Source organism: Hydrogenibacillus schlegelii, assembly GCF_001653195.1.
GTDB classification, from domain to species: Bacteria; Bacillota; Bacilli; order Thermicanales; family DSM-22653; genus Hydrogenibacillus; species Hydrogenibacillus schlegelii.
Genome location: NZ_JXBB01000018.1, coordinates 15586 through 31537, shown reverse-complemented (window position 1 = coordinate 31537; position 15952 = coordinate 15586). Strand labels below are relative to the sequence as shown.

The 15952-nt window shown below is 60.2% G+C and carries 11 protein-coding genes; 8 read left to right on the top strand and 3 right to left on the bottom strand.

Translation table 11 applies throughout. From position 1 onward, the window contains the following. Positions 1-332: 332 nt before the first annotated feature. Entirely contained in the window at positions 333-467 is a 135-nt protein-coding gene (locus SA87_RS14260; protein ID WP_281180928.1) for a hypothetical protein, read from the top strand. A 204-nt stretch (positions 468-671) separates the two neighbouring features. Beyond that, entirely contained in the window at positions 672-1958 is a 1287-nt protein-coding gene (locus SA87_RS06440; RefSeq protein WP_066200896.1) for an adenylosuccinate synthase, read from the top strand. A gap of 39 nt (positions 1959-1997) precedes the next feature. Here the strand turns inward: SA87_RS06440 and SA87_RS06435 are convergent, their stop codons facing one another. Beyond that, on the bottom strand, positions 1998-2756 hold the full coding sequence (locus tag SA87_RS06435; RefSeq protein ID WP_211258088.1) for a type 1 glutamine amidotransferase: 759 nt from the start codon (positions 2754-2756) through the stop codon (positions 1998-2000). Continuing rightward, positions 2737-4101: a MurT ligase domain-containing protein gene (locus SA87_RS06430; protein ID WP_066441949.1), complete on the bottom strand. Its 1365-nt coding sequence runs from the start codon at positions 4099-4101 to the stop codon at positions 2737-2739. The genes SA87_RS06435 and SA87_RS06430 overlap by 20 nt, the downstream gene beginning before the upstream one ends. A gap of 264 nt (positions 4102-4365) precedes the next feature. Between SA87_RS06430 and SA87_RS06425 the strand changes: the two genes are divergently transcribed. The 6 genes from SA87_RS06425 to pdxT all read left to right on the top strand — a co-directional run bounded on the left by SA87_RS06425 (position 4366) and on the right by pdxT (position 12560). Further along, a complete protein-coding gene (locus SA87_RS06425; protein ID WP_156423605.1) occupies positions 4366-6534 on the top strand; it encodes an anthranilate synthase component I in 2169 nt (722 codons plus the stop codon). A 245-nt stretch (positions 6535-6779) separates the two neighbouring features. Then, the gene (locus tag SA87_RS06420) at positions 6780-8069 is read left to right on the top strand and encodes a transposase (RefSeq protein WP_066200890.1); all 1290 of its coding nucleotides are present in this window, start codon (positions 6780-6782) and stop codon (positions 8067-8069) included. Between the two features lie 344 nt (positions 8070-8413). Further along, positions 8414-10051, top strand: coding sequence for a CTP synthase (locus SA87_RS06415; RefSeq protein ID WP_066200887.1), 1638 nt, complete (start codon positions 8414-8416; stop codon positions 10049-10051). Between the two features lie 283 nt (positions 10052-10334). After that, positions 10335-10928, top strand: coding sequence for a transposase (locus tag SA87_RS12640; RefSeq protein ID WP_082910492.1), 594 nt, complete (start codon positions 10335-10337; stop codon positions 10926-10928). 142 nt (positions 10929-11070) lie between these two features. Further along, the gene (gene pdxS, locus SA87_RS06405; protein WP_066200918.1) at positions 11071-11958 is read left to right on the top strand and encodes a pyridoxal 5'-phosphate synthase lyase subunit PdxS; all 888 of its coding nucleotides are present in this window, start codon (positions 11071-11073) and stop codon (positions 11956-11958) included. Continuing rightward, complete coding sequence (gene pdxT, locus SA87_RS06400; protein WP_066200877.1) at positions 11952-12560, top strand: pyridoxal 5'-phosphate synthase glutaminase subunit PdxT; 609 nt, start codon at positions 11952-11954, stop codon at positions 12558-12560. The genes pdxS and pdxT overlap by 7 nt, the downstream gene beginning before the upstream one ends. A 63-nt stretch (positions 12561-12623) precedes the next feature. On the opposite strand, the gene carB is transcribed toward pdxT, so the two are convergent. Continuing rightward, a complete protein-coding gene (gene carB / locus SA87_RS06395) occupies positions 12624-15947 on the bottom strand; it encodes a carbamoyl-phosphate synthase large subunit (RefSeq protein ID WP_066200874.1) in 3324 nt (1107 codons plus the stop codon). Positions 15948-15952 lie beyond the last annotated feature (5 nt).

The window sequence follows — 15952 nt, the reverse complement described above, 5'->3', positions numbered from 1 at the left end:
TGGTTTGCAATCAGCTCCCTCCTTTCTGTCGTTGTTCTTCATGAATATTTTATCGTTAGTATCAAGGATGTACAACCGGCTTCATCCCCGGAATGAATTCCGGGGCTTTCGCCGGGGATTTCTGTAATCGTGTTACCGTTAAATTCGGCAGGTCCATTTCCGCCGGTGTTCCCGGCCTGTTTGAGGATCACGCCCCTCAAACAGGCTTTTTTTGTCGTGGCGCCACTTTTCCCTCGGAGCGGCGAGGCGATTGCTGCCCCGCACGCTGCCTTCGAACGTGGCCGAAAACGCCGTCGGGTCGTCCTTGTCCACGGGCGCTTTGCCGGTCATCCATGGCGCCGATGCCGATGACCGGCATCGCCTATGAGGTGGTGAAGGCGGCAGCAGCAGCGCCTCCGCCGACGGAAACATCGTCGGGCGGACCGGAGTGGGAAGCGGCCGTCCAGGTCGCCTATGAGGTTCGATAAGCCGGTGTGATGGGTTCATTTGCCGTTGTTGACATACAGTTGTTAACATACAGTTGTTGACACTTCCCGGGCCCCTTGTTACACTGACCGTGCGCGAAGCAGGCCTTAGCCCCGATGCCGCGGGCCGCGTATCCTTGAAAAACGCCGCGGAATGGCACGCGAAGGTCGCGCGTGAATTCGAGAGCAGAGCAGAGGTGACGCATTGTGTCCACGGTGGTCGTCGTCGGCACGATGTGGGGAGACGAGGGGAAGGGCAAGGTCACCGATTTTCTGGCCCAGCGAGCGGAAGTGGTGACGCGCTACCAAGGGGGCAACAATGCGGGACATACCATTTCGTTCGGGGGGAAGAAATATAAGCTTCACCTCATTCCCTCGGGCGTTTTTTATCCGGAAAAGGTGTGTGTGATCGGCAACGGGATGGTCATCGACCCGAGGGTCTTTGCCGAGGAGCTGGCGTACCTGCGGGAAAACGGGATCCCGGTGACCAACCTGTACGTCAGCGACCGCGCCCATGTGATCCTGCCGTATCACATCAGGCTGGACATCGCGGAAGAGGAGCGCAAGGGCAACGATAAAATCGGCACGACGCGCAAAGGAATCGGCCCGGCGTATGTGGACAAGGCGGCTCGCGTGGGCATTCGCGTCGCCGATCTGCTCGATGAAGACGTCTTTCGCGAAAGGCTGGACCGCAACTTGGCCGAGAAAAACCGGATCCTGGAGGCGGTGTATGAGACGGAAGGGTTCGACCTCCAGACGATCTATAAGGAATATCGCCGTTACGTCGACGTTCTCCGTCCCTTCGTCACGGACACCTCCGTTGTGCTGAACGAGGCCATCGATCGGGGGCGGCGGGTGTTGTTCGAAGGGGCGCAGGGCGTGATGCTCGACATCGATCACGGCACGTATCCCTACGTCACCTCCTCCAACCCCATTGCCGGCGGTGTGTGTGTCGGCGCGGGGGTGGGGCCGACCAAAATCCACCGCGTAGTGGGCGTGGCCAAGGCGTACACGACGCGCGTGGGCGATGGCCCGTTCCTGACGGAGATCCACGGTGAGATCGCCGATTACATCCGCGAGCGGGGCCACGAGTACGGGACGACGACCGGCCGGCCGCGTCGTATCGGCTGGTTCGACAGCGTGGTCGTCCGCCATGCGCGGCGCGTGAGCGGCATTACTGATCTGGCCGTCAACAGCCTCGATGTGCTCTCCGGGCTGCCCACGGTGAAAATCGGCGTCGCCTACAGGTGCAGGGGGCAGATTCTCGAACACTTCCCGGCCAATTTGCGCGTTCTGTCCGCATGCGAACCGGTGTACGAGGAAATGCCCGGGTGGACGGAAGACATCACCGGCGTCCGTTCTCTGGAAGATCTGCCGGACAACGCCCGCCGTTACCTCGAGCGCATCGTTCAGCTGACGGGCATTCCCCTCTCCCTCTTTTCCGTAGGCCCCGGCCGCGATCAAACGATCGAGGTGCGCGACGTGTGGGCGTAGGGCCGGTCGCGGGATGCGATGACCGCCCGTTCGGCCGCTTCATCGTGGACAGGCCGCTTCCATGTGGGCGACCCTCCGGACGAGGCGCTCATGGGCCGTCCATTCCCATTCGTCGTCGAGCGGGGGCAGGTGAGGCCGGTCGGTTCTTCGTTTGAGCGCCAACCGCAGCAGATGATCGGCCAGAAGCGGGTTTTTCGCCAGAACCGGCCCGTGCAAGTAGGTTCCGAACACCGTGCCCTGCGCCACGCCTTCCCAACCGTCTTCCCCGTTGTTGCCGTGACCGCTCACCACCGTGGCCAACGGCGCCGCACCCGAGCCGAGGTACGTCCGTCCCGAATGATTTTCATAACCGACCACCGTGCACTCAAAATCGAAAATCGTCAGTTTGCCCACGACGTTGCCCGTCAGCCGCCGCCGGCCGCCGATGGTATAAAGGTCCAGCAGCCCGACGCCTTCAATCCGATGGCCGTTGACCGTCTCAAAATAGCGGCCGAGCAATTGGTAACTGCCGCAGATCGCCAGAACGACGGTGCCGGAGGCGACCGCTTTAAGGAGCGCGTCCCGTTTTCTCAACAGATCTTCCGCCGCCCGCATCTGTTCCCGGTCTTCGCCGCCACCTGCAAACAACAAATCGTATTCCGCGAGGTTCACGTCGTCGCCGATGCCGATGCGGTCCACCTGCACGTCGATTCCGCGCCATTCTGCCCTTTTTTGCAAGACGGTGACATTGCCTCGGTCGCTGTAGACTTCCAGCACATCCGGATACAGATGCCCTATTTTAAGCTTCAACGGCCGCACCGCCTTTCTTCAACAGGTGATCTCGAACGGCATACAAGGACGTGTACGTCGACAAAACGACCAGCGTATGGCCGAACGGCAGTTCGCTGAGCGCGGCATCCACCGCCGCGACGTCGCCTTCCTGAATCGTCGTGATGTCCCCCAAGCCGGCGTACTTCAAACGGACGGCCATATCGTGCGCCCGTGTTCCGGCCGCGATCACCCGGCGCAGATGGTTTTGCGCCTTCAGCCGCTCCAGATGCGCATCCCAGATCCATGACACGTCGGTGCCGTCGGCATGGCGGTCGTTCAAAATAAACACCAGATCCATCGGCCGATCCATCTGGATGACGACCTTCAGCACCTGGTTGCAGCCGGTGGGATTTTTCACCAGCGCCAGCCACGTTTCCCGTTCGCCGTCGACCCGAAGGCGTTCCATCCGGCCAAGTCCGATGTTCAAGCGCTTCATCTCGCGCGCGATCAGCCGCGGCTGTACTCCCAGCACCTTGGCCGCGGCAATGGCCGCCAGCGCGTTGTAGACGTTGTAAAAAGCGGGCGTGTCCACAACACCGGTCTCCCCGTCCAGTTCAAACACGATCCCTCCGTCCTGGAGGCGTACGCGACGCGCGGCCACATCCGGCGTCGGACGGCGAAAACCGCAGCCGGGACAATCGTAAAATCCGAGTTGTCCGTAATAATACAGGCGGTACCGCAGCAGCGATCCGCAACGGCGACAGAATTTGCCGTCCCGAACCTCTCCTTGTTCGTCCATCGGCATCTCGGTCGACTCCACGCCGTAGTAGACCGTCTTCTTTCCCGGCGGAGCCACCGAAGACGCCAGCGGATCGTCGGCGTTTAACACCACGGTCGTTTGCGGGGGCGTCCGCTCCAGCGCGCGTTCGACCATGCCGACGACCGCATCGAGTTCCCCGTACCGGTCCAGCTGATCCCGAAAAAAATTGGTCACCACGACCGCCGCCGGTTGCAGCGGCTCGATCGCTTTGCCGATCGTCGCCTCATCCACTTCCAGAACCGCCACTTGATTTCGACTTGACGGGGAGAATCCTTCGATCAAAGCGGTTGCAATTCCCTGCATCAAATTGGCGCCCAGCGCGTTCGAAATCACTTTACGTCCATCTTTTCGCAAGAAATGGGCCAGCAGATTGCTCGTCGTCGTCTTTCCGTTGGTGCCGGTCACAAACACCACCCGCCCCTCCAGCTTGCGGCCGTAATAACGCAGCAGATCCGGACTAATGCGGAGCGCCACCGCCCCCGGCAGGGTGGTCCCCTTCCGGCCCAAGGCCGCCAGCAGACGCTTGATCATTTTGGCCGTTCCGATCGCGGCCCATGTTTTTAAGATCTGCAAGTAAGACACTTTTCATAAAAACCCCCTACCATCCAGCGGCTGAAGTCCAGCTTCATGATAGCCTGTCCACGGCGATCCCGCAAACGGACGCCTTGTTCATTGACAACGAAAGGAGATGTCGATTATATTATCTCATCATGACGAGCCGAGCCGAGCTCAGGCAGAGCGGAGCAGAGGAGAGCGGAGCCCGTCTTTCGTCAACCGCTTCACTGATCCGAAGCTCCCCTCTGTATACCCCAGACGTATACGAGGAGGAGAAACGCCGTGTACGATTCCGTGATGCTGGCCTCTGAAGAGAAGGAGAAGGTTTATCGGACCCCTTCCGGTGTGACCGTTCAAAGGCGGCTGAACAAAGAGACGAGCCCCTCAGGGATCGAGCGGTTGGCGGATCGCTTGAATCACGAGAAAGGTGCCCTGTTTTCCAGCGGGGTAGAATACACCGGACGATACACGCGCTGGGACGTCGGATTTGTGAATCCGCCGTTAGAGGTCGTCTCGCGGGAGCGGACCGTCATGATTCGGGCGCTCAACCGGCGGGGCGCCTTGCTTTTGCCCGTTCTTAAGCGATGGATATCGCGCGAACCGGCCGTGGATGAAGTCCGGCTCGGAGAGGCGCATTTGACGGTCACGGTGAAGCGCAGGGCGGAGGTTGTCGTGGAGGAAGAGCGCACCAAGCAGCCGTCCGTCTTCAGCGTGATTCGCGCCATTCAAAAAGCCTTTTCCGCGGAAGAAGACGTGTTTCTGGGGTTATACGGCGCTTTCGGTTACGACCTCATCTTTCAGTTCGAGGCCCTTGAACCGATGAAGCCGCGTCCTGAAGATCAGGTGGATATGCATCTTTTTTTGCCAGATGAGATTTGGGTGGTGGATCGGAAAACCGGCGACGCTTTCCGCATCGCGTACGACTTCGCGGTCGGAGCGGAATCGACCGCAGGATGGCCGCGAGAAGGGGCGTTCTACCCCTTTGAGCCTTCTGGTGATCGCCCCCTTCCGCCGGATCGCCCCGGTTACTTCGCCGGCCTTGTCCGGAAAGCGATGCCGTCGTTCTATGAGGGCGATCTGTTCGAAGTGGTTCCTTCACAAGCGTTTTACCGTCGATGCATGCTGAAGCCGTCGGAGGTTTTTAAAAATCTGAGTCGGATCAATCCCAGTCCGTATGGCTTTTTCATACATCTCGGCCATCAACATTTGATCGGATCTTCTCCGGAGATGTACGTGCGTGTGGTGGGGCGTCAAGTGGAGACCAGCCCGATATCCGGCACGATCAGACGGGGAGCCAACGCCCTGGAAGACGCCGAGAACATCAAGAAGCTTCTCAATTCGGTCAAGGATGAAGCCGAATTGACGATGTGCACGGACGTCGATCGCAACGACAAGTCCCGCATCTGCCTGCCGGGGTCCGTCCGGGTGATCGGAAGGCGGCAAATCGAGCAGTATTCGCACTTGTTTCACACGGTGGATCACATCGTCGGTGAATTGGCCCCCGGCTACGACGCGCTGGATGCCTTTATGACCCACATGTGGTCGGTGACCGTCACCGGAGCGCCGAAGCTTGAGGCGATGCGGTGGATCGAAGCCCATGAGGAAACGCCGCGCGGATGGTACGGCGGGGCGATCGGATGGCTGAACTTTAATGGCAACATGAACACAGGACTGACGCTCAGGACCATCAAGTTGGCCGGCGGAATGGCAGAAATGCGGGTGGGCGCGACGGTCCTTCATGCTTCCGATCCCGAGGCCGAAGAAGAAGAGACGCTGGTCAAGGTGGCGGTCCTCATGCAGGCACTGGAGGCGTCCGGTCGCAACGACGAAAAGAAACGGGCGTATCGTCCGCGTTTCGGAACGGGAAAACGGGTGCTGCTCGTGGACCACGAAGGTTCATTTGTGCATATCTTGGCGAATTATTTCATGCAGACGGGGGCCGAGGTCCTGACGGCGCGTTCCGAGGCGGCGCGAAGGATGATCGCGGAGAATCCGTCGTACGACCTGGTCGTGTTGTCGCCGGGGCCTGGAAGGCCGGAACGCTTCCAGATGAGCGAAACCATTGCGCTGTCGGTCTCTCATCGCCTCCCCCTGTTCGGCGTCTGCCTCGGTTTCCAGGGCCTGGCGGAATACTTCGGCGGCCGGCTGGATGTGCTTCCGAAACCGGCCCATGGGGAAAAATCCGTGGTCCGCATCCTGGAAAACGATCCGCTGTTTGATTCGTTGGGCGACGCCATGCTTGTCGGACGCTACCATTCGCTTTACGTGCGGGACTTGCCGCCGTCCTTGAGGTTGCTGGCGGAGACGGAAGATGGGATTCCCATGGCCTTTCGCCACCGGGAATTGCCGATCTATGCCGTGCAGTTTCATCCCGAGTCCGTCTTAAGCCTTTCCGGGGACGGCGGATTGAGGATGATTGATAATCTCATGAAAAGCCTGGTGTATTCATAACGAGCTTTTTTCGCTGTCCGAATCCCTTGTATTCGATGCGCTTTCACCTTCACAAAACGGTCAATCCCCCACCGAAAAGGTGGGGGCAAACGCTTTCTGGGTCGTTCAGAGCCATGTCGAAAAAGTTGTCTGACCATACTTACCCCACAAAAGAGGAACCCAAAATTTGAACATAAAAAAGCAGGTTGCCCCTCCTTTTGGTAAACTCAAAAGGAGAAGAACCTGCCTCAAAGGAGAAGATCCGTATGGCCATTATACCACAAGGCTCCCTGTTTTCGTGGAACGAAATTGCCGGACTCGGCGATCTTGAACGCCTGAGGCTTGTCCTTGAACATCTCCCGGACGAAGCGCTCATGCAAAAACTGGAGAAAGCGCGCGGCAAGGGCCGGGACGATTATCCCGTGCGGGCCATGTGGAATGCGTATATCGCCCCTGTCGTGTTCCAGCACCCGAGCGTCGAATCCCTGCGACGCGAACTGAGCCGAAACGGACAGTTGCGCTGGCTTTTGGGCTCCGGTGACCGCGTGCCAAGTGCCGCGGCCTTCAGTCGCTTCTGGAAACGGATTGAAGCCCATGAGGCCGAGCTGGAGTCCCTCTTTGTCGCGCTCCAGCAGGCTGTGGCCGCGTCCCTTCCCGACTACGGCAAGCGCCTGGCCCTGGACAGCAAAGCCATTCGGTCGTACGCGCGTCACCGGCCGAAAAACACCGCACCCGACGGGCGGCGAGACGGGGATGCGGATGATGGGTTTAAGACGGGGCACGACCGCGAGGGAAACACGACAAAGCTCCGGTGGTTTGGATACAAGCTGCATCTCATCGTCGACAGCACTCATGAACTGCCGGTGGCCTACACCGTGACACCCGCCTCAAAAGCCGATGTCGCCACAGCCCATGCCCTTTTGGACAAGCTGCAAGCAAAACGTCCAGAAGTGCTCACGCGTGCCGAAGTGCTTGTGGCGGACAAAGGCTATGACGATTCGAAACTCATCATGCGACAGTGGGACGAACATCGCATCCGACCGGTGATCGACATCCGGGCAAGCTGGCGCGACGGCGAGGCAACGCGGCTTCTTGAGGGGCAAACCAACGTGGTGTACGTGGGCGATGGCCGCGTGTTCTGCGTGTGTCCGGAAACGGGGACCATGCGGACCATGGCCGAAGGAGGCTTTGAAGAGAAGCGCGGAACGCTGAAAAAGCGGTGTCCGGCCCAGGCCTACGGCCTCTCCTGTGCCGGAGTGGCCCGGTGCCCCGTGGCGAGGGGATTGCGCATTCGGCTGAACATGGATCGGCGTTTGTTTCCGCCCATTGCGCGCGGGAGCGCAAGATGGGTGCGAGCGTACCGCAAGCGCACGGCGGTGGAGCGCGTGTTTTCCCGTCTGGATACGATGTACGGCTTTGAGACGCACACCATCCGAGGGCTGAAGAAGATGCGCGTGCGGGTGGGGTTTGCGCTGGTGGTCATGCTGGGGATGGCGCTTGGACGCCTGCGCGAGGGATGGTCAGGGAAATTGAGGAGTTTTGTGCAGGTAGCGTAGTGTTTGTGCAGGTAGCGTAGTGAAGGAAAAGAAGGATAGATTTGTTTACCTTTTTTCCGTGGACGGAAAAAGGGAGGCAGAGTATTGTCTTTTTTATTAAAAACACGGGGAATATATGCATGAAACCCGATCTGGTTTAAAAAAGAATCGTGGAATCCCCCAAAAATGAAGATGGCCTGATGCCCATCAGGCCGAGATAGCCGAGATATAGGTACAGCGAAAAAAGCTCGAGCCCGATTTTCGTTGACAAAAGCGCCCGTTTTGACTACACTAGCGCTTGGCCGGCGCAAGACGCAGCCCCCTGTCACGGGGGTCTGTTTATTTTTTGGAGAGGGGCATCCGGGATGACCAAGTACATCTTTGTGACGGGCGGTGTGGTTTCCTCGCTTGGAAAAGGGATTACCGCCGCCTCTCTGGGGCGCCTGTTGAAAAGCCGGGGCTTGAACGTCACGATTCAAAAGCTTGACCCGTACATCAACGTGGATCCGGGGACGATGAGCCCGTATCAGCATGGGGAAGTGTTTGTCACGCACGATGGCGCGGAGACGGATCTGGATCTGGGGCATTATGAGCGGTTTATCGACATTCATCTGACGAAACACAGCAGCATTACCACGGGTCAAATTTACTCCGCTGTTCTGGCCAAGGAGCGCCGCGGCGATTACCTGGGCGGAACGGTCCAGGTGATCCCCCACGTCACCAACGAAATTAAGGAGCGGATCCGCCTCCCCGAAAAGAAGGACAAGCCGGACGTGGTGATCACCGAGATCGGCGGCACGGTGGGCGACATTGAGAGCCTGCCTTTCCTGGAGGCCATCCGGCAAATCAAGTCCGACGTCGGTCAGGAAAACGTGATGTACATCCACGTCACGCTCGTCCCTTATGTGGCGGCGGCGGGCGAATTGAAAACCAAACCGACGCAGCACAGCGTCAAGGAGCTGAGAAGCATCGGCATTCAGCCGAATGTGCTCGTGTGCCGGACCGAACGGCCGCTTACGGAGGAGATCAAGCAAAAGCTGGCGCTGTACAGCGACATCGATCCGGAAGCGATCATCGAGGCGCGGGATGCGGAAATCTTGTACGAAGTTCCTTTGATCCTGCACCAACAGGGGCTGGACGAGTTTGTGGTTCGGTATTTCGGGCTGACGGCCGGCGAGCCCCAGATGGAAGAGTGGCGGCAGATGGTGGAGCGGATGAAGCGCCTGGATGGCCGGGTGAGGATTGCAATCGTCGGCAAGTATGTCTCGCTGAAGGACGCCTACCTGAGCGTCAACGAGGCGCTCTATCATGCGGCCACCTTTCACGGAAAGAGACTGGAAATTGAATGGATCAACTCTGAAGAGCTGACCCCCGGCAACCTCGTCGAACGGCTTCGGGGGGTGGATGGCATTCTCGTGCCGGGGGGATTTGGCCGCCGCGGCATTGAGGGCAAGATCCTGGCCATTCAGTATGCGAGAGAAAAGCGCGTTCCTTTTTTGGGGATCTGCCTGGGGATGCAGCTGGCCAGTGTGGAGTTTGCGCGCAATGTCCTGAAGCTGGCGGACGCCAACAGCGTGGAGATGGACCCGAACACGCCCCATCCGATTATCGATTTGCTGCCCGATCAGGACGGGAAGGTGCTGGGCGGCACCATGCGGCTGGGGGCTTACCCCTGTCGACTGCTGCCGGGCTCCCGTGCACGAGAGGCCTATCAGGCGGAAGAGGTGGCGGAGCGGCATCGCCATCGGTATGAGTTTAACCTCCGCTACAAAGAAATGTTCGAGCGGCATGGGATGCGGATCACCGGGTTCTCTCCCGATGGCCGCCTGGTGGAGATTGTGGAGTATGCCGATCACCCCTGGTTTGTGGCCACGCAATTTCACCCGGAATTTACCTCTCGCCCGAATCGACCTCATCCGCTGTTTCGTGAATTCATCCGGGCGGCGATGTTCTACCGGGAAAGCCTGGGGCGCGCCCCGCATGATGAACGTATTCAAGGATGAGCGGCAGGGGCATGTAACCCCCCATGCCCTTGCGGGACACAAGAGGATGAAATGGGTCATGCGCCCCTCAGACGGCTCTAAGCCAATGGAGTGGGCTTGTCTAAGCAGGAAAAAGGCGGTCAAGGAGGCTCCGACCGCTTTATGAAACCGTCTGTGGACACGTGCTCGGTCTTCAAGGCCGGGTCATCGATCGCCTGGAGCAAAATGAGCAGAGCGTCGACGTTTATGCCGGGCGGCCGAAAAAGGAAGCGCGCTGCCCCCTGGCCGGAAGCGCGCTGCTCCTATGGCCGGGCCATCCGCCGCTTACGTTCACCGCCGTTCGGCAAAGGGGCGGCGGAAACGGCACACGGGGGTGGAGCAAAAGCCGGTCTCTCTCCGGATTCGGCCGCGGCGGTTCCGCGCAAAAACGAAGCAGACCTCACCGAGCGTCCGGCGAAAGCGCCGGCCACGAGAGGAAGCCAAGGCGATTTTGGACCGGATCCGCTTTGAGGCAGAGGAAGCCGGTGACGCGGCGCTCGTGCCGTGGGGCCGAACGCTTAAGCGCCGGAAGAACGAAATCCTTGCCGATCACCCCTGGCGGACGACGAACGGCGACATCGAGGGCGTGCACCCGAAGGTCAAACGGCGGAACCGGATCCGTGATGGCTTCAAAAACCGCGAAGGGGTTGTCCGGAAGATGCTTTTGGCCTTTATTCCCTTCGCTCATCGGATCGCCGGATCACACTTCTTGACATGGAGCCCGCGCTTTGTTGACACGGTGTCCGGCTCGTGGTACGATAATGCAAGCAAGCATGCAGCGAAGAAATATGTTCAAGGGCGACGCGGGAGGATGGAATCGCCGGCGGCCCATCGCGTTCAGTTGCCCCGTCTCTCGTGAGGGAAGGGGCGTTCGTTTTATCTCCGGCTGGTCGCCCGACGAGGTGGAATGGGAAGGGGCGGCCGCGGGGTGCCTGCCGGGGTGCCTTTCGGTGATGGGCAACCGAATGTCCAGCAACCATACCGGACTGGGGGAAGGCACGATGAACACGGAACAAGTCACCTGGCGCAACAAGGTCGGTCTTGCGGAAATGCTCAAGGGCGGCGTGATCATGGATGTCACCACCCCTGAGCAGGCCATCATCGCGGAAAAGGCCGGCGCCGCCGCCGTGATGGCGCTCGAGCGCGTGCCCGCCGACATTCGCCAGCAAGGCGGCGTGGCCCGAATGTCCGATCCGAAAGTCATTAAAGAGATCATGGAAGCCGTTACCATTCCGGTCATGGCCAAGAGCCGAATCGGTCACTTCGTCGAGGCCCAAATCTTGGAGGCCATCGGAGTCGACTTTGTGGACGAGTCGGAGGTCCTCACCCCGGCGGATGAGGAGCATCACATCTGGAAGCACGACTTCAAAGTGCCCTTTGTCTGCGGAGCCACCAACCTGGGAGAGGCTCTGCGGCGCATCGCCGAAGGGGCGGCGATGATCCGCTCGAAAGGGGAAGCGGGGACGGGCAACGTGGTTGAAGCCGTGCGACACCTTCGTTCCATTCTGAGAGACGTCCGGAAGGTGGCGGCGGCGCCCGACGATGAGCTCCCTGCCATCGCCAAGGAACTGGGGGCTCCTTTGGAATTGGTGAAAGAGGTAAAGGAACGCGGAAAGCTGCCGGTTCCCCTTTTTGCCGCCGGAGGCGTCGCGACGCCGGCAGACGCTGCTTTGCTGATGCAATTGGGCGCGGAGGCGGTGTTCGTGGGCTCGGGCATTTTCAAGTCCGGCAATCCGGAAAAGCGGGCCAGGGCCATTGTGCTGGCGGTCCAGCACTACGACGATCCCAAGCTCCTTGCCGAGATCTCTGAGGACTTAGGAGAACCGATGGTGGGGATCAACGTCTCGACGATGCCTGACGAGGAGCGCCTGGCGGTACGGGGTTGGTAAAGTTGAAGGCGCGCATTGGAGTTGTCGCTTATCAGGGGGCGGTGTCCGAACACCTGCGCGCCTTAGAGCGAGCCGGCGCCGAGGCGTTGCCCGTCAAGTGGCCGCGGGATCTTGAGGGCTTACAGGGGGTCGTTATCCCCGGCGGGGAGTCGACGGTCATCGGCGATGCCATGCAAACGTGGGGGCTCCTCGACGCGCTCCGGGAATGGGTTCGGGATGGGGGAGCCGTCTTCGGCACCTGTGCGGGCGCCATCCTCATGGCCACGGAGATCAAAAACGGCAAACCCGATCAACCTCGGCTCGGCATTATGCCGCTGACGGCAAACCGCAACGGTTTTGGAAGACAAGTGGATTCCTTTGAAGCGGACATTTGCGTCAGGGGCATCGAGGGTTCGGCTTTCCGGGCGGTTTTCATCCGTGCTCCCTACTTTGAGGTGACGGATCCGGAAGTCGAAGTGCTTGCGGCGGTCGATCACAAAGTGGTGGCCGCGCGCTACGGTCGCCATTTGGCCACGGCGTTTCATCCGGAGTTGACGGATGACCTGCGCATTCATCGCCTGTTTATCGAGATGGCGACAGGCGGACAAAAAAACCCTGGATGAGGCGGTTTCTTTTGGCCCCTCATCCAGGGTTTTGCTTTGCCCTGTCGCCGGCTGGGGTGCGACCTAGACCTGGGAAACGGGACTGTGCCAGTCTTGGAGGGCGGAGACGTCCAACGGCGTTTCTTGAGAGATTGTTTCCAACATCTGCACCACTGCCCGAGCCGTATCGAGGTTGACGAGGCAGAGGACGTTGTGTTCAACGGCTGTCCGGCGGATGAGAAAGCCGTCCGGGTCCTCTCCACGATCGTGACGGGCCAAAGTGCTGATGACAAGATGGATGTCTCCATTTCGAAGAAGATCGAGGATCCGGGGAGAACCTTCGGAGATCGTGTGGATCGGGGTATGGGGGATCTTGACGGCCTCGAGGGCCTTGGCCGCGGCGCCGGAGGCCAGAATCCGGAAGCCTAACGCGGAAAGCGCGGCCGCCAGGGGGAGAATTTCGTCCTGGTCGTGCTCGGCGACGGAAATCAACGCCGTTCCTTTTCGAGGCACCCGATATCCCGCGGCCAGCAGCGCTTTGTAGAGAGCACGGGCGACATCCCGATCGGTGCCCATGACTTCGCCCGTAGATTTCATCTCAGGGGAAAGGGTCACGTCCACCCCGCCGAGCTTTTGCCATGAAAACACCGGAACCTTAACCGACACCCGGTTGGGCTCGGGCCAGATCCAGCCGTACCCCTCGATGCGTTGGCCAGACGGAAGGTTCACTTGATGCCGAACGACCGGCGAACCGGGGCCGGGGCGGTAGCCCAGTTCCTCCAAGGTACGGCCAACGGCGATCCGAGTCGCCATGTGCGCGAGCGGGATGCCGGCGGCTTTGGCGAGAAAGGGCACCGTTCGCGACGCCCGGGGATTGACCTCCAGCACGTAAACCTTGCCGCCGTGGACCACGTACTGAACGTTGATCAGGCCTTTTACGCTGAGAGCGAGGGCGAGTCGGGTGGTGTAGTCAAGGACTTGTTCCCGGATTTCCCGGTGAACGTCCGTGGCCGGATAGACGGCGATCGAATCGCCGGAATGGACGCCGGCCCGTTCAATGTGTTCCAAGATGCCGCCGATGAGGACCTGGCGGCCGTCGGAGACGGCGTCCACTTCAATTTCCTTGCCGGGCAGGTACTTGTCGACCAGCACGGGGCGGGTTTCGGACACTTCCACCGCCGTGGCCATGTACGCGCGGAGCTCTTCTTCGCGGTAGACGATTTCCATTGCCCGACCGCCGAGGACGTACGAGGGTCGCACGAGCACGGGGTAACCGATTCGGTCGGCGATGCGTACCGCCTCGTCCACGGTCACGGCGGCGCCGCCGGGAGGTCGGGAAATCCCCAGCTCGGCCAAAAGCTTGTCGAACTTCTCCCGATCCTCCCCCCGGTCCACTTCTTCCACGGGGGTGCCGAGCAAGGGAACGCCCGCTTTTGCCAGAGGGCCGGAAAGGTGAATGGCCGTCTGGCCGCCGAACTGGGCCACGACGCCCGCGATGTCGTGTTTGTCCGTCCACTCCCCGCCTTCTTGCTCGATGACGTTCAGAACGTCCTCTACGGTGAGCGGCTCGAAATAGAGGCGGTCGGACGTGTTGAAGTCGGTGGATACGGTTTCGGGGTTATTGTTGATCATCACGGACTGAATTCCTTCCTCTCGCAGGGCCCAGGCGGCGTGCACGGCGCTGTAGTCGAACTCGATGCCCTGGCCGATGCGGATGGGGCCGGAACCCAGGACGATGGCTTTCGGCCCGAGCGGGGGCTTCGCCTCGTTTTCACCGTCATAAGCGCTGTAGTAGTAGGGCGTGGTCGCTTCGAATTCGGCCGCGCACGTGTCCACCATCTTGTACACGGGTCGCACGTCGAGAGACTTGCGGAGCCGGCGGATGGCCAGAGCGTCTTTTCCCACCAGCTGGCCGATGGTGGCGTCGGAAAAGCCCAATCGCTTGGCTTCCCGGAGAAGGCTTCGGGTGAGTCCGTCGTAGCCCGCTTGGGCGAGGCGCCGCTCCATTTCCACGATTTGGCCGATTTCCTGGATGAAGAATTTGTCGATATGGGAAAGTTGGGAAATGACCTTCCATTCCCAACCCCGGCGAAGGGCTTCGGCGATGGCAAAAAGCCGTTCGTCGTTCGGCGTGGCGATCTTTTGCTCCAGCGCTTTGTCCGGGGCTTTTTGAATGTCCGGATGCCGCAGGCCGTCGCGTCCGATCTCCAGAGAGCGGATGGCCTTTTGCAAAGCGCCGGGGAAGGTGCGGTCAATGGCCATCACTTCGCCGGTGGCCTGCATCTGGGTGCCCAACGTGCGGCTGATCCCGGAAAACTTCTCAAACGGGAAGCGGGGGATCTTGACCGCGACGTAGTCGAGAGCGGGTTCGAAAGCGGCATAAGTGGTTCCCGTGACGGGATTTTTGATTTCGTCCAGCGTAAGGCCGATGGCGATCTTCGCCGCGATCTTCGCGATCGGGTAGCCGGTGGCTTTCGACGCCAAGGCCGAGGAACGGCTGACGCGCGGATTGACTTCGATGACGACGTAATCCCGGCTGCGGGGATTGAGCGCAAACTGGACGTTGCAGCCCCCCTGGATGCCAAGGGCGTGAATGATTTTGAGCGCGGAAGAGCGGAGCATCTGGTATTCCCGGTCGGTGAGGGTCTGGGACGGCGCCACCACGATGGAGTCACCGGTGTGAACGCCCACCGGATCGATGTTTTCCATGTTGCAGACGGCGATGGCGTTGCCGGCGCTGTCTCGCAGGACTTCGTATTCGATTTCTTTCCAGCCGAAAACGCTTTGCTCAATAAGGCACTGACCGATCGGCGAAAGCTTAAGGGCGCGGTTCACGATTTCAGCAAGCTCTTTCGCGTTTCGCGCAAAACCTCCTCCTGTCCCCCCCAGGGTATAGGCGGGGCGCACGATGACGGGAAAGCCGATTTGTTCGGCAAAAGAGAGGGCCTCGCTCACGCTGGTCACGATGGCCGATTCAAGGACGGGTTCGCCTATGGAACGCATGAGCTCTTTAAACGCCCCTCGATCTTCCGCCTGTCGGATGGCCTGAAGCGGCGTTCCGATGAGCTCGACGCCGTACTTTTGCAGCACCCCGGCTTCGGAAAGCTGGGTGGCCAGGTTGAGTCCGATCTGGCCGCCGAGGGTGGGCAAAAGCCCCTGGGGCCGTTCCTGCGCGATGATCCGCTCCACGAACTCCGGCGTAAGAGGTTCGAGATAGGTTCGGTCCGCCATCTGGGCGTCGGTCATGATGGTCGCCGGGTTGGGATTCACCAGGATCACCTGAAGACCTTCTTCCCGTATGGCCTGCAGGGCTTGGGTACCGGAGTAGTCAAACTCGGCGGCTTGGCCGATGATGATAGGCCCGGAGCCTATCACCAGGACCCGCTCGAGTTCTTGCCGTTTCGGCACGGTAT

Excerpts from the sequence above, each read along its gene's own strand:
- SA87_RS14260 (WP_281180928.1), top strand. The coding sequence starts at position 333 with ATGGCGCCGATGCCGATGACCGGCATCGCCTATGAGGTGGTGAAGGCG.
- SA87_RS06420 (WP_066200890.1), top strand. The coding sequence starts at position 6,780 with ATGGCCATTATACCACAAGGCTCCCTGTTTTCGTGGAACGAAATTGCC.
- SA87_RS06415 (WP_066200887.1), top strand. The coding sequence starts at position 8,414 with ATGACCAAGTACATCTTTGTGACGGGCGGTGTGGTTTCCTCGCTTGGA.
- SA87_RS12640 (WP_082910492.1), top strand. The coding sequence starts at position 10,335 with ATGGCCGGGCCATCCGCCGCTTACGTTCACCGCCGTTCGGCAAAGGGG.
- pdxS (WP_066200918.1), top strand. The coding sequence starts at position 11,071 with ATGAACACGGAACAAGTCACCTGGCGCAACAAGGTCGGTCTTGCGGAA.